We start from the raw sequence: 21,588 nt of genomic DNA, 5'->3' as shown, positions 1-21,588 counted from the left end.
GCGCCGGCGCCACCATGAACGACCTGGTGACGTCCGTGGCGCGCGTGGCCGACATCATGGGCGAGATCAGCGCCGCCTCCGAAGAGCAATCGGTGGGCATCGACCAGGTCAACCTCGCGGTGTCGCAAATGGATAACGTCACCCAGCAGAACGCGGCGCTGGTCGAACAGGCGGCCGCCGCGTCCAAGTCGCTGGAAGAGCAGGCGCAGCATCTGCGCCAGGCCGTGCACATCTTCAAGATTTCGCCGGCCGATGTCATCGACATGAATGCCGGCTCGCTGGAGGTGCGCAAGCACGGCGGGGCGCTGAACGCGCCCGCCGCCGCGCTCGGGCGGGCCTGACCCGGCCGGGCCTGACCTGGCCGGGCCGGGCCGGGCCGGGCCGGGCCTGGACAGCGGCGGCGCGGGCCGCGGCGAACTGCCGCGGCCCGCGCCGCCGTCCGGAAACCGGAAAAATCAGCCCTTGGGCCGGGGGCTCGCGAAGTCTTCCAGCGCCAGCCCCTTTTCCTTCAGGATGGCTTCCAGCACCGGCTGCAGGCGCCCCAGGCTTTCCTGCACGGCCTCGCGCACGGTGTCCACCATGACCTGCGTGCCGCGCTCGATTTCGATGTTCACCAGATCGCCCGGCCGCTTGTCCTCGAAGACGGTCATGCGCCGGGTTTCCGGAATGAGCCACACCTCGAACCAGCCCTCGGCGCGGTTCACCTCGGACACTGTCAGGCTGGCCCCGTTGATGGCGATGTAGCCCTTGGCGAAAACGTATTTGCGAAACGCCTCGGGAATGTCGAAGCGCATGCGGCAGTTGGTGTCGGACGCGTCCACCTCCAGGACGCGCGAGGTGAAATCCACGTGGCCCGACAAAGGGTGGCCGCCGATTTCGGCGCCGTCCTTGGCCGCCCGCTCCACGTTGACGCGGCCGCCTTTCCGGTAGGCGCCCAGCGTGGTGATGGCCAGGCTTTGCAGCATGACATCGAAAGTGGCGCGGTCCGGCCCCAGGATTTCAGTTACCGTGAGGCAGACGCCGTCGGTGGACACGCTGGCGCCCACGGCCAGGTCGGCGCAGAAGCCCGGCGGAAAATCCAGCGTGAAGGTGCGCAGGCCCTCGCGGTCGGCGATGCCCGCAATGGCGGCGGTGCCTTGAACAATACCTGTGAACATACGGATCCTGAATGCGGGGCGGCGCGCCCCGCAGGCAAAACATCAACGGTAACCGATATTTTGCCAGCCGGCCGCGCCGTCCGGGGATCCGCCGCCGCGTTCAGTGGCGCACCGCGATGGTCTTGAGCGTGGTGAAGCCGTACAGCGCCTCGAAGCCCTTCTCGCGGCCGTAGCCCGATTGCCGCGAGCCGCCGAAAGGCAGCTCCACGCCGCCGCCCGCGCCGTAGTTGTTGACGAACACCTGCCCGGCGCGCAGCTTGCGTGCCAGGCGCAACTGGCGCGCGCCGTCGCGCGTCCAGACTCCCGCCACCAGACCGTACAGCGTGCCGTTGGCGATCTCCAGCGCCTGCTCCTCGGTGTCGAACGGAATGGCCGCCAGCACCGGGCCAAAGACCTCTTCCTGGGCCAGGCGGCTCTGCCAGGGCACGTCGCGGAACAGCACCGGCGGCTGGTAGAACCCGCCGGCGGGCGCGCCGTCCTTCAATTGGCCGCGCGCGGCCACCTTCATGCCCTGCGATTCGGCCTCGGACAGGAAACCGCGCACGCGATCCTGCTGGCGCGCATTGATGAGCGGGCCCACGTCCAGGTCCTGGGCGGCCGGGCCGGTCACCGTGGCGGCGAATGCGTCCGACAGGCGCTTGATGACGGTTTCGTACACGCCGCGCTGCACCAGCACCCGGCTGCCCGCCGAGCAGGTCTGGCCCGCGTTCTGGATGATGGCGGCCACCAGCACCGGCATGGCCGCATCCAGGTCCGCGTCGTCGAACACGATCTGGGGCGACTTCCCGCCCAGTTCGAGCGTGACCGGCACGTGGTTCTCGGCGGCGGCATGGGCCACCAGCTTGCCCGTCTGGGGCGAGCCGGTGAAGGAAATGTGGTCGATGCCGGGATGGGCGGACAGGGCCGCGCCGGCTTCGTGGCCGTAGCCCGTGCAGATATTCAGCGCGCCGGGAGGCAGCCCCGTCTCGGCGGCGATCTCCGCCACCTTGAGCAGCGACAGGCAGGCGTCTTCGGCCGGCTTCACCACGCAGGCGTTGCCCGCCGCCAGGGCCGCGCCCACGCTGCGGCCGAAGATCTGCAGCGGATAATTCCAGGGCACGATATGCCCGGTGACGCCATGCGGCTCGCGCACGGTCAGCACGGTAAAGCCCGGCGTATAGGGAATGGTTTCGCCGTGCAGCTTGTCTACCGCGCCGGCGTAGAACTCGAAGTAGCGGGCGACGGCGGCGGCGTCGGCGCGGGCCTGCTTGATGGGCTTGCCGGTGTCGGCGGACTCGATCTGCGCCAGCTCCTCCTGCCGGTCGATCAGCGCGAAAGCCAGGCGCATCAGCAGCCGGCTGCGCGCGGCCGGGGCCATCTGGCCCCACTCGCCCTCGAAAGCGGCGCGCGCGGCCCGCACGGCACGGTCCACGTCTTCCTCGCCCGAGCGGGCGATAGCGTCAAAGGGCTGGCCGTCCGAGGGGTTCAGGACGTCGATGGTTTCTCCGGTGGCGGCAGCCACCCATTCATTGGCGATAAAGTTCTTATGGCTCACGGTATGCGCGGGGTAAAGTGGCGGCCATGCGGCCGGAAATGGAAAGTGTCTCCGCATGCCAGGGCCGGACGGCGCGGGCATGGCCGGCGGAACGCGCCGGTTCTTGTCTGTCTGGTTCTGGCAGACAAAGTACGGGAGCGCCCTCCGACTTGTCAATTGCACTAACAGCTTTACACCCGAACCCCGCCGTTATCTGCATAAAAATACGGGTTTACCCTAAAACCGGTACCGATTTCTTGCACCGATCGTTTGTCACCATGATTGACAGCCTGACCGATAGCCTCCCCGCAGGACGGCGCCCATGAATTCCCTGGCAACGCCTGCCGCCACCGGTCCGGCCGACGACGCCGCGCGGCCCCGCCCCGACCTGGACGTACTGGCCGAAGTGGCTTCCGGCCTGGGCTACGTGCGCGCCGAACGCTTCGCCGAACGCGTGTACGAAAGCCTGTTCTATGCCATTGCCACCGGCAAGATCGCCCCCGGCGGCCGGCTGCCCTCCGAAATGGAACTGGCCGCCCTTTTCGAGGTGTCGCGCCCGGTCGTGCGCCAGGCGCTGGACCGCCTGCGCGAAGACCAGCTCGTGGAATCGCGGCGCGGCTCCGGCAGCTACGTCCGCGCCAAGCCCGACCTCATGGGCGGCCTGCCCGCCATGGACCCCGCCAAGCGGGTCAGCCACATCCTGGAAGGGCTGGAACTGCGCCGCGTCATCGAGCCGGAATGCGCCTATCTCGCCGCCCTGCGCCGCACCGACGCCGACCTGCGCGACATGGACCGCATGCTGACCGGCTACGAAGAAGCCGACGCCAGCGGCGCCATCGCGCACCACCACGACTACGGCTTCCACCGCGCGATCGCGGCCGCCACCGGCAACCAGCGCTTCGTGCAGGTGCTCAAATCGCTGGAATACGACGTAAGCCATGCCGTGAACCTCATGCGCCACCTGGTGCACATCCAGCCCTGGAAGCGCACCCGAGCCGCCATAGAGGAACACCGCCACATCTACCGGCTCATCCGCGACCAGGACGCGGAGGGCGCGCGCAACGTCATGCGCGCCCACATCGAAAAAGCCCGCAGCCGCATGCTCAACAGCGGCTCCGAAACCTGACACCTGTCCCGCCGCGCGAAGCGCGCAACGGCGCCGAAGCTCCTGCTTCCCCTGCGCCCCGTCAGGGGGCGGAATCCGGCGGCGTATGGCGGGCCGGCGCCGCGCCGAGCTTCGCGTCCGTGTCGGACACCGACCACGCCACCACGCGGTTGCGGCCGCCCCTCTTGGCCCGGTAGAGCGCCTGGTCGGCGCGCTCCAGCGCCTTTTCCGCATCGGGCGCATCGTCCGGACAGCGGGCCACGCCGATCGAAATCGTGATGCGGCCCACTCCGCCCGGCATCTCGCGCTTGGCCGTGGCCGCGCGGATGCGCTCGGCCACGGCGAGCGCCGCCTTGGCCGTCGCGCCCGGCATCACCACCAGGAATTCCTCGCCGCCGATCCGGCAAGGCGCATCCTCGCGCCGCACCTGGGCGCGCATGATCGTGGCCAGCTCGACCAGCACGCGGTCGCCGGCGGCATGGCCGTAGGTATCGTTGACCCGCTTGAAATGGTCCAGGTCCAGCGCCAGCACCGCGAAGGCCCGCCCGCTTGCCCGTTCCAGGGCATGGGCCAGACCCCGGCGGTTAAGCAGCCCGGTCATGGGATCGGTCAGCGTCTCGGCGTTCAGCTCGCCGATCCGGCGCTGATGCTGCTCCAGGGGGGCGCGCACCGCCTGGCGCAACTGGTCCGCCTCGAAATACCAGGCGCGCACCGACCGCAAGATGGGCTCGCCCCGCCCGCAATCGAGCTCGCGCACCGCTCGCGCCAGCGTCGAAAGCGGCTTGGCGATGCCATACCCCATCAGCGCGATGAGCACAATGCACACCAGCGCCGCCGGGATGGAATAGAGAAATATGGTCCACATCAGGCCGCGCAGCGGGCGCAGCGTCACGGACAGCGGCCGCTGCACCACGATGCCCCAGCCGCCATGCCTCATGGGCGCGTAGGCGGCCAGCATGTCTTCGCCATCGGCCCGCACCACCCTGCCCTCGGCGCCCCCGCCTTCCTTGAGCGCGCGCACCACGGCATGGTTGCGCGCGCGCAGTTCGCCGCGCTCGCTCTCCTGCCGGTACAAAACCTGGCCCGAGGCGTCGATGACGTAGCTGTATGAGCCGTCGCGATGGAAATGCTGGCTCAGCAGCTTGTCCACCTCGGTATCGCGCTGCAGGAAGATCGCCCCCGCGACCAGACCCAGGTAGTTGCCCTGCGCGTCGCGCACGGGCTCGGTAACCGCCACCGTCAGGCGCCCCGCGCACAGATAGGGCGCGGTCACGTTGCCGCGCTCCTCGCGCGCGCGCAGATCCGCCCCGCTCAGATCCCAGCGCTCCTGCGGCAGCGAGGGGTCCGCGGCGGCCTGGGCCAGCACCTTGTTGTCGCGGTCCACGATGAGCACCCCTGCCAGGCCGTCGGACTGCTGCGCCACGCGCGCAGCCTCGTCCTGCAACGCCGCGGGCGAATCCATGATGGCGGGGATCCGGCGAGCGCTCACGGTCAACTGGCGCTCGATGGATTCCATATAGAGGTCCACGACCTCGGCCAGCTTTTCCGCATAGGCCAGGTTCGACTCCAGCGTGCTCGCGACCAGCAGCTCCTTCTGGGCCCGGTACGCCGCGAACAAGGCATTGGAAAACGCAATGCCGGCGCTCAGGACGGCCAGCGCCACGATGAGGTAGACCAGGGTGATGCGCGTGCCCTTCAATCCGCGAGTCCTCCGCCGCCCAATGCGCGCCGCGGCCGCCATGCGGCCGGATTGCGCATCCTACAGCGAGAATCGGCCCCCGCGCATGAAATTCGCGCCGGCGCCACACGCCGCACGCGTCATCCAGGCACTTGCCGCCGCTCCAGCTCGACCAGCCTTTCCCCGCCCGCGCGGCGGTAGATGCGGTCGGATTCCCGCGTCAGCCGCTCCCCGGAGGTCAGGCGAAACACATAGTCGGGCACGACGCCCTCCTGGGTGCGGCGTCCCACCCGGAACCGCTCGATGCGAAACAGCTCGCCCGTATCCGAACGGGCAAGCACATCGTCGAGCCTGCGTATTTCCATTGACATGGCGCTCCCCTCGGGTAACGGCGCGCTCCCCCGCCACCGCCCCTCCTGCGCAAAAACCAGGCCTTATTTGGAAACGCCAAAATACGCCGGCCAGATTCCTCAACAATAGGGAGTATCACTAACGGCGGCATCGCCGCCCCGCCGCCGTTTCCCGGCGCGGAAACAAACAAGCCCTCTTGCGAGGGCTTGTCTGCATGGGCTGCCGCATGGCGCGGCGGCCGGGTAAGCCGCCGATATTTACAGCGGCGTGATCTTGGTGGCTTGGGGGCCCTTGGCGCCCTGGCCGGCGATGTAGCTCACGCGCTGGTTTTCGCGCAGCTCTTTGTAGCCGTTGCCCTGGATTTCGGAGAAATGGGCGAAAAGATCTTTGCCGCCATCTTCAGGGGTAATGAAACCAAAACCCTTGTCAGCGTTGAACCACTTTACGATGCCTGTTTGCATGGATATTCCTTGATGAAAGACGGACACGTGTCCGGAACGAGACGATCAAGGAAGGATATGGACAATGATGGCGCACTCTGCAATTCGCACACAACCGAACGGAATCGCTACTCTTGAAGATCTGCGGGCACTATGAGGCCCGGGACCGGACGAGTCAAGCGATATTTGACTCCCCGCCCGGCGCGCTTGCGGAAAAACATGTAACCGGGCGGATTTCACGGCATTCGCGGCGGCGGCGCGCCGTTCCTGGGGACGCAGCGGCGGCGCGCCTCGCCCCTGCGCGGGGCCACGGTATCATGTGCCATCGTCCGCCACGGCAAGCCCGCCATGGCACCATAAGAACCACCGCCGGGCCGTCCGCGGGCCCGCGCCTCCATAACGATCTGCCGAAACCATGAAGTTAGCCACCTGGAACGTCAACTCCCTCAACGTACGCCTGCCCCAGGTGCTCGCCTGGCTCGACGCGAACCCGGTGGACGTGCTCTGCGTCCAGGAGCTCAAGCTTCCCGACGACAAGTTCCCCCAGGCGGCGTTCACCGAAGCCGGCTACCACGCCGTGTGGGCGGGCCAGAAAACCTATAACGGCGTGGCGATCCTGTCGCGCGAGCCGGGCCAGGCCATGGTGCGCAACATCCCCGGCTTCGAAGACCCGCAGCAGCGCGTGCTCGCCCTCACCCTGCCCAGCCCCGACGGCGACCTGCGCGTGGTCTGCGCCTACTGTCCCAACGGCCAAGCCATCGGCTCCGACAAGTACGCCTACAAGCTCGAATGGTTCCAGGCCATGCGCGACTGGCTCGCCAGCGAACTCGAACAGCACCCGCGCCTGGCCGTGCTGGGCGACTACAACGTCGCTCCCGCCGACGAAGACGTGCACAACCCCGAAAAATGGGAAGGCCAGGTGCTCGTCTCCGAGCCCGAGCGCCACGCCTTCCGCGCCCTGCTCGATCTCGGCCTGACCGACTCCTTCCGCCTCTTCGAGCAGCCCGAGAAATCCTTCAGCTGGTGGGACTACCGCCAATTCGCGTTCCGCCGCAACGCCGGCCTGCGCATCGACCACGTCCTGCTCTCCGAGCCCCTGGCCAAGCGCTGCATCGCCTGCGTCATCGACAAAGACCCCCGCCGCAACGAACAACCCTCCGACCACGCCCCCGTCGTCGCAACGCTGCAGTTCGCGTAGAAAAAAATTCGAGTCCAGTTGCACACGCATCCGGATTTCATGTATAGTTGCGGTCTTCTGATTTTGGGGCGGTAGCTCAGCTGGGAGAGCGTCGCGTTCGCAATGCGAAGGTCGGGAGTTCGATCCTCCTCCGCTCCACCAAGATTCCAGACGGAAAAGCCTTGGACACGTAGCGTGTTCCAGGGCTTTTTTGTTTCTACGGGCTTGATTTCATTGGCCCACGGGCGATTTGAAGGACCAAAGCCACGACTGGGGAAACGACAGGCATCGTGGGCGCGGTGACCACAGCGTGGCGCGCCTCGCCTCGTTTCCTGGCGCCCGCCCTGCCCGGGACGATTCCTCCCCCCTTGAAATCGACGACCGCCTCCTGCTTGCGCTTCATGTGCGTTCCTGCAAGTCGCGTTCGCCACGAATGACGGGGATTCCAGCGCGGCCGTGGATCGACCCGATCGAGCGGCTGCGGAACAGGCCGCGCGCAATGAGCGCCATGCCAAGGGCAGCAAGACCTGCCGGGTCGAACTTTGTTGCGCCAACGCTTGCGCGGTCATGGTGCTCGGCGCCAGGAAATACGACATGCGCTCCGCCCCATCCGTCGAAGAAGGCATAAAAGCCGGTATGGCGCAATGCAAGGCGGCGAACGGCAGTTGCGACCTGTACCGCTCGGCACGCAGCAGACAGCAGCCGGAGTTCATGCCCTACCGGAAGGCGCTTTTCCCCAGGGGACCGCTGGTCCAGCCACCATAGCGGGCGGCATTTGCCGAGGGCGCCAGACCGGCTTGTGGACATCTGGACAGATCGCCGGCCCAGGCATATAGTCAACTTACTTTACCAAATAATCGTAAGGAGACTGCGATGCCAGCCACGCCGCACATGACGCCGATCCAGGGGCCGGACACCTGGAAAGCCGCGAATTTCAAAGAGCCCCGCACGTGGGTCGAGCATTACACGGAACGCGAGCTCAAGGAGATCGAGCAGGCGGTTCAGCGGTTTACGGCTCGATTCGATGGATTCGAGGCGATCACCCGGGAAGACGTGCAGATGCCTTTTTTGCAGGCAAAACTGGAGCGTATCCGGAATGAGATCGAAGGAGGCAAAGGCTTTCAGGTGCTGCGCGGCCTCCCCGTGGCCCGCTACACCATCCGCCAGTGCGAACAGCTGTTCTGGGCGCTCTCCTTGCTCGTCGGCGAGCCGGAAGCCCAGGACAAGAGCGGCAGCCGCCTGCACAGCGTCTACAACAAAGGCAAAAAGCTGACCGACGACCATTCCGCTCGCGGCTACGAAACGGATAACGAACTCACGTTTCACAATGACGGAGGAGACGCTTTCATGCTGCTGTGCATCAAGACAGCAGTGTCCGGCGGGGTCAGCAAGCTGGTCAGCGTGAACCAGGTATTCAACCAGATCCTGAAGCGCGCGCCGCATCTGGCTGCGACGCTGCAGCAGCCCTATTACTTCGACGCGCGCGGCCAGTATCCCGCCGGGCATGAAGTCCAATGTGTTCCCGTCTTCAACTATTTCGAAGGAAAGCTCAGCGCGCTGTACAAGCGCGACTACCTCGACATGGCGCAGCGCTTTGACCATGTCCCGCGCCTGACCGGCGACCAGATCGCCGCGCTCGATCTCCTGGATGAAATTTGCAGCGAGCCGGACATGCAGCTCTCGTTCATGATGGAGCCCGGGGATATCCAGATCGGCAACAACTACTCGATATTTCACTCGCGGACCAAGTACGAAGACCACGAAAAACCGGAAGACAAGCGGCGGCTGCTTCGCACCTGGCTGACGCTGCCCAATGGCCGCGCGCTTCCTGCGGCCTTCGCGGACACTCGTGAGTTTTGCCATTCTTACCGGGCCCGGCATGCGGCGGCAACAGCCTGACCCAGCAAGGTTCGCTTTCAGAAGATCGGCCCATAACGAACCCGGAGAGACAATATGTTCAGGCTTCCCACGCTTCTCGCAGGCTGCGTTCTTCTTGCCATGACTGCCCCGGCATGGGCCGCCTGGCCCGACAGGCCGATCAAGCTCGTGGTCCCCTACGCACCTGGCGGGTCTTCCGATCTCATCGCCCGAAAGTATGGCAGCTACGTCCAGTCCGTTCTGGATCAGCCCGTGGTGATCGAAAACAAGCCGGGCGCGTCAACCAATATCGGCAGTGAGCAGGTCGTTCGCGCCAGCCCCGACGGCTATACCTTTCTGTGGGGCATCGACACGCTTGCCACCAACCCTTCCACCGGCCCCGTGCCGTCGTTCGATCCGCAGAAAGATCTCGAGCCCGTCGGATTGGTTACGAGGATTCCCGGCCTGGTGGCGTCCAACGTCGATCTTGACGCCGGATCGCTTGAAGAATTGCTGGCAAAGGCGAAAGCAAACCCAGGAAAGTACAGCATTTCGAGTGCGTCGCTGTTCTTGCAAGTTGCGCTGCTGCAGGCGCATTCGGGCATCAGCCTCACTCATGTTCCCTATAAGGGCGGCGCACAGGCCGCCATGGACGCTGTGGGAGGACAAGTGAATCTGGTCTTCGCAAATATCCCCGTGTTGAAACCCCTCGTCGCCAGCGGGAAACTGCATCCTGTTGCCGTGACATCCGCCGAGCGCAGCAAGAGCCTGCCCGACGTACCCACGCTGGCCGAAGGAGGGGTGCACGCGGAAATCGCGAACTGGTATGCGGTCTTTGCCCCCAAGGGCACTCCCGCGAAGATCATCGAGCGCCTCAACGAAATCACGGTCGGATTCGTGAGCGACCCCAAGATCCGGGACGAGCTGGAGCCGCTGGGTTATCTGCTGGAGTCTTCCAGCCCCGAACATCTGGGCGCCCTGCTTCGGAAAGATACGGCCGTCACGGCTGATTTCGTACGCAAGAACCCGAAGCTGGCCCGGCCCAACTAGACACGCCTCCGGCCGCTGCCGACCGTGGCCGATACGGGAAACTCGCAGGGAGGAATGCCGTGCGCCAGCGGAAAGTCATTATTGCCCGCGCGGGCGCATCCGTTTTGCATCCGCGCGCCCCGTGACCTGGCGGCCGGCTCGATTCGCGTCCGGCCGCCACTGGTACGCCATTATTTCCAGGGCGGCGCGCAGATTTTTCATCTGCGCCTTGCCCAGCTTGCTGGCCAGATCATGCTCAACACGGTCGATCGCGGCATGCATGCCGGTGAGATATTCAATGCCCTGATCGGTGAACGAGACTAGCGTCGCCCGCGCATCATGGGGATCGACCAGTTTCTGCACCAAACCGTGGCGCTCCATCAGTTGAATCAACTGTGTCACCGCCTGCTTGGTCATGCCGGCCCGTTGGGCGATTTCGGTACTGCGTGTTCCTTCGAGGTCGATGTGCGGCAACAGCATCATGCACGAGTCGGGCACGCTTGGATTGCCGGTTTCGCTGATCACATTGCCAATGGCCAGGACAAAGTTCCGGCGGGCCAGCAACAGCAGCCGGCTCAGGCCCTTGGAACGCCGAGACTGAAGTCCTTTGAGATCGGGGTTGTCTGTCATCGTCGGTATGGAAACAGGCTATGTCCAAATAGTCAAACATGCTCCGCATGCCCGCGCTTTGACGCCGGCGACGCGCGAGCGCATGTCGCCTGCCTGTGCCGTTCGCGCGAGAACGTCGGGGCGCAATGCCCGCCGCCGGGCGTCTGGGTCGGGCCGGAGGCAATCCGCGAGATCGCTGCGCGACATGGTGCCGGTCGGACACAGCCCGATGCCAAGCGAAAAGATGCGATCAGCACGGTACGGAAAACCGGGGCAGGCGGCGGCAGGTTTTACTTCATGACGCCGCTCCGGTCAAAAGGCATCGTGGCGGCGAATGCGCGCGGCGATCAGGGAATAGCAGAACGGCGCGCGCGGTTGGGCCCGTCGTCCAGCGGCAGCTCCTTGGACGACTGCGTCCAGACTCGTCGATTTGGCGGTTTCCGGCCCGAGGGCGGGAAACGGAAACTCATCGCCCAGGCTTGAGCGTATGCAGATCCAGCAACGTAAACCTTCCGCCGTCCTGCCATCCGCCGGTGTCGATGTAATAGACATTGCCGAGCTGGGTCGGTTCGCGCAGTGTCATGTGCCCGTGCACCACGGCGCGCACGTTTCGGATGGGCCGGGCATATTGCATCCGATAGCGGTCTATGGACCACAGGCAGGCGTCTTCGTCTTCCGGGCTGAAGGCAGCGCCATGGATGGCTTGCCAATCGTCGTACGGAAAGTCGGCATGGACCAGCCCGACGACGCCGTTCGCCGTTTCCACCTCGATCGCCAGCGGCAAGGCCCGCAGGCATGCTGCGATGCGTGCCCGGGTGGGGCCATCGCAGGCATCCAGCCATCTGCCGCCATGGGCAAGATGGTCGACGTCGGGAATCGGGTCGTTGAGGGCCCGCCGCCAGGTCATCAGGTCATGGTTGCCGCAGATGGCATGGAACCAGGGCCGCTCCAGCCACGCCAGGACGTCGGCGGATTCCGGCCCGCGATCCACGAGATCGCCCACGGCGAACAATCTGTCGCGCCCGGGCGAGAATCCGATGGCCGTCAGCGCGGCGTCGAGGCGGTTAAAATGGCCGTGGATGTCGCCTACGGCCAGGTCGCGGCCCCTGGCGTTCAAGCCAAAGCGCCGAACGCGGCAATTGCCGGACTCCGTTCCTGACTTCATGTATGTTTCTGGCGGCGCGTGTTCATGATCGCGCTCATGATACTTGGCTGGCCGGCCAGCATGAGGGCCGAGCCTGCCCGCCCTCCCCTCACCCGCCCGCCAGAAACCGCCTGAGCACGTTGTGCGTCACGCCCTGGGTGTAGGGGCAGTTGCGGGTCAGGCCCATGACCCATTCGCAGCTGCCGGCGGTGAACACCTCGCCCTTGCCGCGCCGGAACGATACGATCATGCCGGAACCGTACTGATGACGGGCGATGGATTCGGGGCTTGCGTCGCCGCTGAGGGCTTCGGCCTTGCGCGCCAGGCCGCCGTCTTTGAGGTAGTAGCGGAAGCCTTCGCCGTCGTGCATTTCCTCCCCGTACAGCGCCGGCGACATGGCGAGGATTTCGGTGCCTTCGGGCGCGCCGTCTTCGTGGGTCGGATACGGCAGGCCGTGGCGGAAGGTGTATTCGAGCCCGTCGACCTCATACGCGAAGATGCCGGCCTGGGCGCCCATGACGTCGCCGTAGTGCACGTCCAGCCCCGCGTAGGCCCAATGGCGGGGGCGGTAGATGGTGAAGCCGCGGCTGGCGCGGGGAGCGAATCCGCCCCATGAGGAATACACGCCCCGCATTCCGTTGACGCCGAAGGTGGCCGCGCCGGGCCAGTTGACGGCCAGTTCTTCCCAGGCGCCGGTCAGGCGGGCATGGTCGGGCCCGCCCGCCACGGGGTCTTCGTCCTTGGCGCGCGCCTTGTAGCAGACTTGCCGGGCGCCCTCGTCTTCGAGCCGGATCTGCCACATGAAATTGCCGGCAAAACGCGCGACGCGTCCTCCGTCCTCGACGAAACGGTCGATGGTTTCGCGCATTTCGCGGGTCCAGTATTCGTCGTGGCCGGCGATCACGACGGCGCCGTAGGCCTGCAGGATTTCGGGCCGGTAGTGCAGGTCGGTCTGGGTGAGGTAGTCGAAGGCATACCCTTCCCGCTCAGCCCAGAGCGCGAAGTGGCGCTCGAACTGGGCCCAGCCCGAGGAGGCATAGTATTGGGCGTATCCGTTGGTGTAGGCCCACTCTTTGGTGGGGTAGCGCGGGGCTTCCCAGGGTTCGCGCGGCACGGGGTCGCACAGGCGCGGCGCGCCCGGCGGCAGCCACACCAGTCCGCGGGTCCAGGGCCGGCGGGTGCTCAAGACGGGCGAGAAGTCCTTGCCCTGCGGGCCGTCGATGCCGTCGTAGCTGTTGGCGCCGCCCCAGTCGTTGTAGGCCGTCCAGGTCGAGGTGCAGAGCAGGAAAAGGAAACGGTCTGGCTGGCGGGGCTGGCCGGCCGGCGGGCGCACGACGAAACAGTGATGCTGCAGGAAGCGCGAGCCGTCGGGCCGCTGGCACCATGCGGCCACGCGGTAGAAGCCGCTGGGGGTTGCGGCCGGCACGGTCCAGCGGTCGATCTCGGGCCATTGGCAGCCGTCTCGATAGGCGTGGGCGGGCATGGGCGCGAAGGGCGCGGCGATGCCGTCCCGCGCATAGACGCATTCGGGCCGCAGCCCGTCGCGCCAGATTTCGAGGCTTATGCCGGGCGCGGTGCTGGATCCGTGGAAGATGACTTCGTCGCCCGGCGCATAGGACATGGCATCGGTGTACACATAGACTTCCGGCTGGGCCGGGTCTTCGCGCGGCGCCTCATACCAGTGCGAGAGATGCCAGCCCTGATCGGGATGCATGATGCCCGTGGGACGGGCGCGCTGGTTGAGGGAACCGAATTCGGGACGTGGGCGGGACATCGCGCGGCTTCCTTTCATGAAGACGAAGATCCGGGCTGCGCCGGACGGATGGATTCGTGGAAATGGCAGGCCACCTGCCAGCCCGGCTCCACTTCGCGCAGCCGGGGCTTCTCCGCGCGGCAGCGTTCGGCGGCGTGCGGGCAGCGCGGGCTGAGGCTGCAGCCCTGGGGCCGGTTGAGCACGCTCAGCAGCTCTCCCTTGATGGGCGGCGTGCGGACGCGGCCCACGACCGGGCGGGGCACGGCCTGCAACAGGGCCTGGGTGTAGGGATGGCGCGGCGCGGCGTACAGGCGGCGCTTGTCGCCGATTTCCACGACCTCGCCGGCATACAGCACCGCCACGCGGTGCGAGATGGCCTTGACGATGGCCAGGTCGTGGGCAATGAACAGGTAGCTCAGGCCCAGCCTGTCCTGCAGGTCCATCAGCAGGTTGACGATCTGCGCCTGCATGGAAACGTCCAGGGACGCGACGGCCTCGTCGCAGACCACGAAGTCGGGGTTCAGGGCCAGGGCCCGGGCGATGACGATGCGTTGCCGCTGCCCGCCGGAGAATTCGTGGGGAAAGCGCGTGGCGAAGGCGGGCGGCAAGCCCACCATCTCGAACAGCTGGGCGATGCGTTCCTGGCGCTCGCGCGGCGGGGTGCGGCCGGCGATGTCCATGGGCTCGGCCACGGCATCGCCCACGCGCATGCGCGGGTTGAGCGAGGAATACGGGTCCTGGAACACGAACTGCAGCCGGCGCCTCACGGCGGCCAGGTTGGCCCGGCCCTGGCCGCCGGTAATCGATTTTCCGAAAAGCCGGATGTCTCCCTGCGAGGGGGCAAGCAGGCCGATCATCATGCGGCCGATGGTGGATTTTCCGGACCCGGATTCGCCCACGAGTCCCAGGGTTTCGCCGCGCCCGATGTCGAAGTTGACGTCGTCCACCGCGCGCAGCACCGCGTGCCGGCCCGCGGCGCGGCCCAGCTTGAAATCGCGCGTCAGGCGGCTGACCTGCACAATGGGTTCGGCCGTCATGCGCGCGCCTCCGAGGCCGCGCGGCGCGGCGGACAGCGCAACAGGCGTCCGTCGCGCAGCGTTTCGAGGGGTACGGGCGCGGCCAGGCACTCGGGCCGCGCCAGCGCACAGCGCGGGCCGAACCGGCAGCCGCGCGGCCATGCGCCGCCGGCGGGAATGTTTCCCGGGATGGCCGCCAGCCGAGGCGCGTCGTCGTCCAGGTTGGGAATGGCGTGCAACAGTCCCTCCGTATAGGGATGCAAGGGCCGCTCGAACAGGTCGGCGGCGGCGGCCTCTTCCACGATGTGGCCGGCATACATGACGATCACGCGCTCGACGAATTCGGCCACCAGGCCCAGGTCGTGGGAAATGAGAATGACGGACATGCCGATCTCGGCCTGCAGCTCGCGCAGCAGCTGCATGATCTGCGCCTGGATGGTCACGTCCAGCGCGGTGGTGGGCTCGTCGGCGATGAGCAGCCTGGGCCGGCAGGCGATGGCCATGGCGATCATGACGCGCTGGCGCATCCCGCCCGAGAGGCGATGCGGATATTCATCCAGGCGCCGCGCGGCGTCGGGAATGCGCACCATGTCCAGCAGTTGCGCCGCCCGGCGGCGCGCGGCCGCCTTGTCCAGGCCCTGGTGGATCCGCAGGGTTTCGCCGATCTGGTCGGCGATGGTCAGCACGGGGTTGAGCGAGGTCATCGGATCCTGGAAAATCATGGCGATGTCCGCGCCGCGCAGCTGCCGCAGCTCGCGCTCCGGCATGGCCAGCACGTCCCTGCCGTCGAAGCGCACGCGCGAGCCGGGCATGCGCGAGGTGCGCTTGTGGTGCAGGCGCAGCAGCGACAGGGCGCATACGCTCTTGCCGCTGCCGGACTCGCCCACGATGCCCAGCGATGCATTTTCCTCGAGCGAGAAGCTCACGTCGCTGACGGCCCGCGTCCAGCCCGCGTCATCGCGGAAATCCACGCTCAGGTTGTCGACTTCCAGCAGGCTCATCAGTTGCCCTCCACTTTCAGGCGCGGGTCGAGCACATCGCGCAGGCCGTCGCCCAGCAGGTTGATCGCCAGCGCGGACAGGCTGATCGCCAGGCCCGGGAACAGCATGATCCACCAGGCTTCCACGGCATAGTCGCGGCCCTCCGAAATGATGTTGCCCCAGCTCGGCATGGGCGGCGGCGGCCCGATTCCCAGGAAGCTCAGCGTGGCCTCGGCCAGGATGGCGTAGGCGAAAATGAAGGTGAGCGACACCAGCAGGGGCGCCAGCGTGTTGGGCAGGATGTGCTTGATGATGATGCGCCACGCGCTCGCGCCGCTGATGCGCGCCGCATCGACGTAGTCGAGCCGGCGTATGACCAGCACCGAGGCCCGCACGATGCGCGCGGTGCGCGGAACGTAGGCGCTGGCCAGCGCGATGATGACGCTGTGTATCTGGGGCCCCAGCACGGCGTTGATGCCGATCGCCAGCAGGATCGCCGGAAAGGCCAGCAAGGCGTCCATGACGCGCATCAGCAGCGAATCCAGCCACGGAAAGTAGCCGGCCGCCATGCCTACGACGGCCCCGCCGATGGCCGCCAGGATGGACACGGTGAACCCGATCCACAGCGACAGTCGCGCGCCATAGAGCACGCGCGCGAATACGTCGCGCCCATACTGGTCCGCGCCGAAGGGGTATTCCCACGAGGGTGCGTGAAAGCGGTTGACGATGCGCATCGCCATCGGATCCGACGGATAGAGCCAGGGGCCGAGGATGGCGGCCGCGACGATGAGCACGAGGATGACGGCGCCGATGCGGAAGGAGCGGTGGCGCCACAGGCGCCGGACCACCCGCATGCCGGCTCCGGCCTGGGGCTGTTGCGCCGGATTGGCCTGGTCGATGGCAAGCTCAGTCATAGCGCACCCGCGGATCGATGAAGGTGTAGACGATGTCGATCAGCACATTGATCAACACAAAGGCGAACCCCAGCAAGAGCATGGTGCCCTGCACGGTGGGGTAGTCGCGCGCCAGGATGGCCTGCACGAGCAGGCGGCCGATGCCCGGCAGGGCGAAGACCTGCTCCACCACGACGGAGCCGCCGATCAGCAGGCTGAGGATGTAGCCGCCCACGGTCACGACCGAAACCAGGGTATTGCGAAACGCATGCTTGCCCACCGTGCGGAACTCCGACACCCCCTTGGCGCGCGCGGTGCGCACGAAATCCTGGTCGAGTATCTCCAGCATCTCCGAGCGCGTCATGCGCGCGAGAAAGCCGATCTGGAACAGCGCCAGCACGACGGCCGGCTGGATCAGGGCGGCCAGCCAGGCGCCGAAGCCGTCCGACATGGGCACATAGCCCGCCGACGGCAGCCAGCCCAGGTTGACGCTGAACAGGATCACCGACAGGGTCGCGATCCAGAAGCTGGGCACCGACACCCCGACCAGCGCGAACCCCATGACGGCCGAGTCCAGCCAGGAATTGCGCCAGTAGGCGGCGACGATGCCCAGCGCCACGCCCACGGGCACGGTAATGGCGAACGCCACCGCGGCCAGCGAGAGCGTGACGGGCAGGCGCTCGGCGACGGCCTGAAGCACGGGCTGGTTGAGGATCAGGGAATCGCCGAAGTTGCCCTGCGCCAGGTGCGTGAGCCAGCGCCAGAGCTGCTCCGGCACCGGGCGATCCAGGCCCAGGCTGTGGCGCACGGCGGCGATCGCCTCGGGGCCCGCCTGGTCGCCCGCGATGATGACGGCGGGATCGCCGGGCAGCATGTGCATCAGCAGGAACGTCAGGATCGCCACGATGAGCATGACGGGCAGGGCCTGCGCAATGCGCGCGGTCACGATACGGTACATGGCGCGCCGTCCTTATTTCAGCCAGACGTTCCAGAAGTGGTTCATGTAGTAAGGCTCGAAGCCCCCGACCTTGCGGGTGTTGATGATCTGCACATTGCCCCGGTCGGCGACCTTGATCATGTAGCCTTCGTCGAGCACGCGCTGTTCGATGGTGAGCCAGGATTTCTTGCGGCCTTCGAGATCCGGGGTCTTGTAGAAGGCGTCGTAGGCGTCATCGAGCACCTTGTCGTTCTTGACGTGCGGAAAGTTGTAGATCATGGTCTGCCACTGCTGGGGCCCGAGAATGGGGTTGGAGCAGAAGCTGGTGGTCGAGACGTTCCAGTTGCCCTTGCCGGTCTGCAGGTTGGAGGCGTTGGTGGTCCAGTCGGTGATGTCGATCTTCACGTTCATTCCGGCGTTCTTGAGCTGCTCGGACAGCACCAGAATGGAGTCGCGCATGTAGTCGTAGTTGTTGTTGGTCTGCAGCACGATGGGCGCGTTCTGGTAGCCCGCCTCCTTGAGCAGCGCCTTCGCCTTGCCAGGGTCGTTCTCGTTATAGCGGCCGTCGGTGGCCTCGCCGCCGTAGTAGGCGCCGTCCGGGTACACCATGGAGTGGTTCTTCCTCGACGCGCCGATGACTTTCATGATGTCGTCCACGTGCACCGCGGTGCGGATGGCCTGGCGCACCTGCGACTTGTCCGTGGGCGGCTGTTGCGAGTTCACGATGAAATACTGCTGGCAGTATGGGTAGACCGTCACTTCCTGCAGGTGCTTCTGCGACTTCAGGCGCGCGGCCAGCTCCGGCGGAATGGTCGAGGTGAACACGGCTTCGCCGGTCTGCATGGCGGCCACGCGCGCATTGGCTTCGGGCACGAAGTTGAAGCGCACCGTATCGACATAGGCGGTGCGCTTGCCGGCGAAGCCGTCGGGCCCGCTGGCGCTGTCGTCGGGCACATAGTCGTCGAAGCGCTGGATCGTCAGGTAGCTGTCCTTGACCCATTGCCCGAGCTTGAAGACGCCCGTGCCGATGACGTCGATGCCGCGCGCGGGCTTGTCCTTCTGTTCGGCGGGCAGGATGACGAACGGGTAGACGGGCGTCTTGAGCACGTCCAGGAACACGGCATTGGGATTCTTCAGCCGAATGACGAAGGTGTCGGGGTCGGGCGTGTCGTAGCCCGCCACATCGTCGAGCACGGATTTGTTCGGGCTTACGCGGGCATAGCGCTCGAACGTGGCCTTTACGTCGGCCGAGGTCATGACCTTGCCGTTGTGGAATTTCACGCCCTTGCGCAACAGGAAAGTGAAGGTCTTCTGGTCGTCGCTGATCTTGATCTCGCGGGCCAGCAAAGGCTTGGTGTTGTAGTGGGAGTCGATGGTCACCAGGCCCTCGAAGAGGTGGTGTATGACTTCCAGGTCGACCATGCTGGCCGCCACCTGCGGGTCCAGCGTGCCCGGGCCGGACAGGCTGGCATACACCAGCGTGCCGCCCTTCCTGGGGATCTCCTCGGCCGCCGCGGCCGTCCACGTCAGGCTCAGCGCCGAGCACAGTGCCGCGGCTGTCAGGATCCGATGGGTTTTCATGATGTTCCCCTTGTGTAGGCTTCCGCCGCGCGGAAGACCGGATGAACGAGGACGAGGACGCCGCGCGTCCCGGCTCAAGGAATTTCGGGCACGTCGAGCGTCTGGCGCGATACGGCGGCCGCATCGACGGCGGCGCGCGAAAACGGCGCCGGCGCCAGCTCGCATCTCGCCCAGAGCGGGTTCTGGTCGCTGTAGTGCGGCGCGCCGGGCTCGCCGGCGCTGCCGTGGAATACGATCCAGCGGCTGCGGTCCCAGTCGGACGTGTCGAACACATAGCGCGCCACGGGACCGTAGGTCGCGGGCAGCCCCGAAGTCGGATAGGCGCCATTGGCGTTGACGCAATCTCCGTCGCCGGCCACCGGGTGCGAAGCCGGCGCGGGCAGCGCGCCGGGAAACTGCCTGCCCAGGGGATGGGCGTAGACCGGCTTGTGCGCCTCCCCCCAAGGGCCGGGCCGCAGCCTGGCGGCGGTGCAAGCCAGCGCCTGCGCCATGATCTCGTCCCAGGAACCCCCGCCCAGCAGGCTCGCATCGTCGCGGCGCAGGAGCTCGGGCAGCGTCCACCAGAGCTGGTTGACCGGCGCCACGCCGGGCGCCGCGAGCGTCGCGAACATGTCCGTGGCCGCGCCGTCCAGCCCGGACCTGGCGGCCAGCAGACGGGTCATTTCCTGGCGCACCGCCATATAGACGGTGGGCGCGGCCGCGTCGGGCGTCATGCGGCCGTCCCACTGGCGCAGGGTTTCCTGCAAGGCCCGCGCGGCCTCGTCTTCCACCCGCACGGCAATCAGGCGGGCGACGATTTCCCGCGCCCGGGCGCTGTCCACGTCGCCCAGGATGGACACCATGTCTTCCACGCCGGCGCGCGCCAGCGGCGCCAGACGCTCGGCGATGCGGCGCGCCCGGGTGGAAGGATGGCAGTCGGTGCAGAGATAGTCGCCATGGCCATCGGCGGCGATTCGGTTGTTGGCCGTCACCAGCAGGCCGTCTTCGGGATCCACCTGCCTGGGCATGCGTTCCCAGGGGATGAACCCCCGCCATTCGTGGCGCCCGGTCCACCCGGGCACCGGCAGCCAGCCGTTGAGGCGGTCGCGCTCGGGCACGATGGCGCGCACGTTGACGCTGATGTGCCCCGCGGTATCGGCCGAAACCACGCTGTGGTCGATCACACCCCAGGGCCGGCAGGCCTCGTTGAAGGCATGGACGTCGCGCGCGAGCAGCATCGGCAGCAGGCAATCGAGCGAACGGTCTACCGGGTCGAGCTGCACCGAGCGCAGGGCCACGCCCGTATTGCCGTGCCGGGCGATCACCGGGCCGTGGCGCGTCGTCGTCACCTCGACCTCGACGTCGCTGCCGCCCCGGACGCGGATGCGTTCGACGCGGCGGGACGAAGGCTGCCAGCCCTGCTCCGTTTCGTGCCGGCCGGCGTCGTCGAAGCGTTCGATATACAGGTCGTGGATGTCCGCGAACGCATGCGTGACGCACCAGGCCACCGAATCGGTATGGCAGAAATGCGGAAACGCGGGAACGCCGGGCACCGAGAACCCCAGCGCGTCGAAGGCATCGCAGCTCAGATGGAGCTGCGCATACATGGCGGGGATCTCGAAAATCCGGTGGGGATCGCCGGCCAGCAGCGGCAGGCCGCTGGCCGTGCGCGAGCCCGCGACGGCCCAGTTGTTGGAGCCGGCGATCGTGGCGTCGGGCGGCGCCAGCGCCAGCAGGGCCTCGATGCAGGGTTCCAGATCCTGCAGGCTGGCGATCCAGCGCGGCTCGTCGGCCAGCGCCTGCGAGGCGACCAGCCGCTCCTGCCCGCCGTCATCGTAGCGCAGCCACCGGACGGCTTGCGGCCCGACGGTGCGCAGCGCCGCGGCACGCCAGAGCTTGAACCAGATGCTGCCCATGAGCAGGCCGCGCTGGCGCATCACGGCCACGCAGTGCCAGGGCTCCCAGGGTTCGGGGCGTTCTTCGAGCAGCCGGTACTCCCGGGGCAGGGGCAGTTGCGCCATCGCCGCGTTGACGCCTTGCGTGTAGCAATCGAGCATGCGGCGGGTCTGCCCGGAAAGATGTTCGTAGTCGCGCCGCGAGGCGGCTGCCACGCCCATGCGGCGGGCGAGCGCATCGGCCTCGACCGCCTCGGCCCCCGCCCACTCCGCGTAGCGGCCGACCGCGCGGCGGCGCGCCGCGTCCATCTGCCAGAGGCGGTCTTGCGCATGCACATAGCCATTGGCGTAGAACAGCTCGTCGACACCGCGGGCCCGCACGTGCGGAATTCCCCAACGGTCTCGCAACACTTCCAGGGATGCAGACATCCGGCCTCCTATGCGGCAGCGCCTCGATTCGCAATCACAATATATAATATATCGTGTTACTTCAA

The 21,588-nt window shown here is 66.8% G+C and carries 20 protein-coding genes and 1 tRNA gene; 7 read left to right on the top strand and 14 right to left on the bottom strand.

What is annotated here, in order from left to right; translation table 11 throughout:
- Positions 1-14: 14 nt before the first annotated feature.
- Positions 15-341 (top strand): hypothetical protein, encoded by a 327-nt coding sequence (locus NGJ44_RS23125; protein WP_286012354.1) that lies wholly within the window; start codon positions 15-17, stop codon positions 339-341.
- Between the two features lie 114 nt (positions 342-455).
- Here the strand turns inward: NGJ44_RS23125 and NGJ44_RS12505 are convergent, their stop codons facing one another.
- Complete coding sequence (locus NGJ44_RS12505; protein ID WP_053245883.1) at positions 456-1,157, bottom strand: riboflavin synthase; 702 nt, start codon at positions 1,155-1,157, stop codon at positions 456-458.
- Between the two features lie 100 nt (positions 1,158-1,257).
- The gene (locus NGJ44_RS12500; protein WP_251864107.1) at positions 1,258-2,691 is read right to left on the bottom strand and encodes an aldehyde dehydrogenase family protein; all 1,434 of its coding nucleotides are present in this window, start codon (positions 2,689-2,691) and stop codon (positions 1,258-1,260) included.
- Positions 2,692-2,992: 301 nt separating this feature from the next.
- Here NGJ44_RS12500 and NGJ44_RS12495 point away from each other — a divergent pair, with 301 nt between their 5' ends.
- A complete protein-coding gene (locus NGJ44_RS12495; protein WP_251864106.1) occupies positions 2,993-3,796 on the top strand; it encodes a FadR/GntR family transcriptional regulator in 804 nt (267 codons plus the stop codon).
- 61 nt (positions 3,797-3,857) lie between these two features.
- Here NGJ44_RS12495 and NGJ44_RS12490 read toward each other — a convergent pair whose 3' ends face one another.
- From NGJ44_RS12490 to NGJ44_RS12480, 3 genes are all read right to left on the bottom strand, one after another.
- A complete protein-coding gene (locus NGJ44_RS12490; RefSeq protein ID WP_251864105.1) occupies positions 3,858-5,474 on the bottom strand; it encodes a GGDEF domain-containing protein in 1,617 nt (538 codons plus the stop codon).
- A gap of 119 nt (positions 5,475-5,593) precedes the next feature.
- Positions 5,594-5,824: a hypothetical protein gene (locus NGJ44_RS12485; RefSeq protein ID WP_152968124.1), complete on the bottom strand. Its 231-nt coding sequence runs from the start codon at positions 5,822-5,824 to the stop codon at positions 5,594-5,596.
- Between the two features lie 237 nt (positions 5,825-6,061).
- On the bottom strand, positions 6,062-6,265 hold the full coding sequence (locus NGJ44_RS12480; RefSeq protein WP_053245881.1) for a cold-shock protein: 204 nt from the start codon (positions 6,263-6,265) through the stop codon (positions 6,062-6,064).
- 394 nt (positions 6,266-6,659) lie between these two features.
- Here NGJ44_RS12480 and xth point away from each other — a divergent pair, with 394 nt between their 5' ends.
- The 5 genes from xth to NGJ44_RS12455 all read left to right on the top strand — a co-directional run bounded on the left by xth (position 6,660) and on the right by NGJ44_RS12455 (position 10,328).
- The gene (xth, locus tag NGJ44_RS12475; protein WP_053245880.1) at positions 6,660-7,442 is read left to right on the top strand and encodes an exodeoxyribonuclease III; all 783 of its coding nucleotides are present in this window, start codon (positions 6,660-6,662) and stop codon (positions 7,440-7,442) included.
- Positions 7,443-7,507: 65 nt separating this feature from the next.
- Positions 7,508-7,583, top strand: a tRNA-Ala gene (locus tag NGJ44_RS12470).
- A 249-nt stretch (positions 7,584-7,832) separates the two neighbouring features.
- Positions 7,833-8,186 (top strand): DUF4189 domain-containing protein, encoded by a 354-nt coding sequence (locus NGJ44_RS12465; protein WP_286012355.1) that lies wholly within the window; start codon positions 7,833-7,835, stop codon positions 8,184-8,186.
- A gap of 108 nt (positions 8,187-8,294) precedes the next feature.
- Positions 8,295-9,320 (top strand): TauD/TfdA family dioxygenase, encoded by a 1,026-nt coding sequence (locus tag NGJ44_RS12460; RefSeq protein WP_251864103.1) that lies wholly within the window; start codon positions 8,295-8,297, stop codon positions 9,318-9,320.
- A 54-nt stretch (positions 9,321-9,374) separates the two neighbouring features.
- Positions 9,375-10,328 (top strand): Bug family tripartite tricarboxylate transporter substrate binding protein, encoded by a 954-nt coding sequence (locus tag NGJ44_RS12455; protein WP_251864102.1) that lies wholly within the window; start codon positions 9,375-9,377, stop codon positions 10,326-10,328.
- A 78-nt stretch (positions 10,329-10,406) separates the two neighbouring features.
- On the opposite strand, the gene NGJ44_RS12450 is transcribed toward NGJ44_RS12455, so the two are convergent.
- The 9 genes from NGJ44_RS12450 to NGJ44_RS12410 all read right to left on the bottom strand — a co-directional run bounded on the left by NGJ44_RS12450 (position 10,407) and on the right by NGJ44_RS12410 (position 21,523).
- On the bottom strand, positions 10,407-10,937 hold the full coding sequence (locus tag NGJ44_RS12450; protein ID WP_053243777.1) for a MarR family winged helix-turn-helix transcriptional regulator: 531 nt from the start codon (positions 10,935-10,937) through the stop codon (positions 10,407-10,409).
- Between the two features lie 445 nt (positions 10,938-11,382).
- The gene (locus NGJ44_RS12445; RefSeq protein WP_353506955.1) at positions 11,383-12,033 is read right to left on the bottom strand and encodes a metallophosphoesterase; all 651 of its coding nucleotides are present in this window, start codon (positions 12,031-12,033) and stop codon (positions 11,383-11,385) included.
- Positions 12,034-12,169: 136 nt separating this feature from the next.
- On the bottom strand, positions 12,170-13,834 hold the full coding sequence (locus tag NGJ44_RS12440; protein WP_251864101.1) for a N,N-dimethylformamidase beta subunit family domain-containing protein: 1,665 nt from the start codon (positions 13,832-13,834) through the stop codon (positions 12,170-12,172).
- A 14-nt stretch (positions 13,835-13,848) separates the two neighbouring features.
- Complete coding sequence (locus NGJ44_RS12435; RefSeq protein WP_053243780.1) at positions 13,849-14,850, bottom strand: ABC transporter ATP-binding protein; 1,002 nt, start codon at positions 14,848-14,850, stop codon at positions 13,849-13,851.
- Positions 14,847-15,830, bottom strand: coding sequence for an ABC transporter ATP-binding protein (locus NGJ44_RS12430; protein ID WP_053243781.1), 984 nt, complete (start codon positions 15,828-15,830; stop codon positions 14,847-14,849). The genes NGJ44_RS12435 and NGJ44_RS12430 overlap by 4 nt, the downstream gene beginning before the upstream one ends.
- Positions 15,830-16,723, bottom strand: a complete 894-nt coding sequence (locus tag NGJ44_RS12425) for an ABC transporter permease (protein WP_251864100.1) — start codon at positions 16,721-16,723, stop codon at positions 15,830-15,832. Before NGJ44_RS12425 ends, NGJ44_RS12430 begins: the two co-directional genes overlap by 1 nt.
- Positions 16,716-17,660, bottom strand: a complete 945-nt coding sequence (locus tag NGJ44_RS12420; protein ID WP_251864099.1) for an ABC transporter permease — start codon at positions 17,658-17,660, stop codon at positions 16,716-16,718. The genes NGJ44_RS12425 and NGJ44_RS12420 overlap by 8 nt, the downstream gene beginning before the upstream one ends.
- A gap of 12 nt (positions 17,661-17,672) precedes the next feature.
- The gene (locus tag NGJ44_RS12415; protein ID WP_251864098.1) at positions 17,673-19,220 is read right to left on the bottom strand and encodes an ABC transporter substrate-binding protein; all 1,548 of its coding nucleotides are present in this window, start codon (positions 19,218-19,220) and stop codon (positions 17,673-17,675) included.
- A 74-nt stretch (positions 19,221-19,294) separates the two neighbouring features.
- Positions 19,295-21,523 (bottom strand): penicillin acylase family protein, encoded by a 2,229-nt coding sequence (locus NGJ44_RS12410; RefSeq protein ID WP_251864097.1) that lies wholly within the window; start codon positions 21,521-21,523, stop codon positions 19,295-19,297.
- Between the last annotated feature and the right edge of the window lie 65 nt (positions 21,524-21,588).

It is taken from the genome of Achromobacter sp. Marseille-Q4962, assembly GCF_943737005.1.
Taxonomy (GTDB): Bacteria; Pseudomonadota; Gammaproteobacteria; order Burkholderiales; family Burkholderiaceae_B; genus Achromobacter.
This window is presented reverse-complemented; position numbering and strand designations above follow the sequence as displayed.

Bases quoted from the DNA above. Each gene is read 5' to 3' on its own strand.
- NGJ44_RS12485 (WP_152968124.1), bottom strand. From the start codon at position 5,824: ATGTCAATGGAAATACGCAGGCTCGACGATGTGCTTGCCCGTTCGGAT.
- NGJ44_RS12440 (WP_251864101.1), bottom strand. From the start codon at position 13,834: ATGTCCCGCCCACGTCCCGAATTCGGTTCCCTCAACCAGCGCGCCCGT.
- NGJ44_RS12435 (WP_053243780.1), bottom strand. From the start codon at position 14,850: ATGACGGCCGAACCCATTGTGCAGGTCAGCCGCCTGACGCGCGATTTC.
- NGJ44_RS12495 (WP_251864106.1), top strand. From the start codon at position 2,993: ATGAATTCCCTGGCAACGCCTGCCGCCACCGGTCCGGCCGACGACGCC.
- NGJ44_RS23125 (WP_286012354.1), top strand. From the start codon at position 15: ATGAACGACCTGGTGACGTCCGTGGCGCGCGTGGCCGACATCATGGGC.
- NGJ44_RS12505 (WP_053245883.1), bottom strand. From the start codon at position 1,157: ATGTTCACAGGTATTGTTCAAGGCACCGCCGCCATTGCGGGCATCGCC.
- NGJ44_RS12480 (WP_053245881.1), bottom strand. From the start codon at position 6,265: ATGCAAACAGGCATCGTAAAGTGGTTCAACGCTGACAAGGGTTTTGGT.
- NGJ44_RS12410 (WP_251864097.1), bottom strand. From the start codon at position 21,523: ATGTCTGCATCCCTGGAAGTGTTGCGAGACCGTTGGGGAATTCCGCAC.
- NGJ44_RS12425 (WP_251864100.1), bottom strand. From the start codon at position 16,723: ATGACTGAGCTTGCCATCGACCAGGCCAATCCGGCGCAACAGCCCCAG.
- NGJ44_RS12430 (WP_053243781.1), bottom strand. From the start codon at position 15,830: ATGAGCCTGCTGGAAGTCGACAACCTGAGCGTGGATTTCCGCGATGAC.
- xth (WP_053245880.1), top strand. From the start codon at position 6,660: ATGAAGTTAGCCACCTGGAACGTCAACTCCCTCAACGTACGCCTGCCC.
- NGJ44_RS12415 (WP_251864098.1), bottom strand. From the start codon at position 19,220: ATGAAAACCCATCGGATCCTGACAGCCGCGGCACTGTGCTCGGCGCTG.
- NGJ44_RS12455 (WP_251864102.1), top strand. From the start codon at position 9,375: ATGTTCAGGCTTCCCACGCTTCTCGCAGGCTGCGTTCTTCTTGCCATG.
- NGJ44_RS12460 (WP_251864103.1), top strand. From the start codon at position 8,295: ATGCCAGCCACGCCGCACATGACGCCGATCCAGGGGCCGGACACCTGG.
- NGJ44_RS12420 (WP_251864099.1), bottom strand. From the start codon at position 17,660: ATGTACCGTATCGTGACCGCGCGCATTGCGCAGGCCCTGCCCGTCATG.
- NGJ44_RS12450 (WP_053243777.1), bottom strand. From the start codon at position 10,937: ATGACAGACAACCCCGATCTCAAAGGACTTCAGTCTCGGCGTTCCAAG.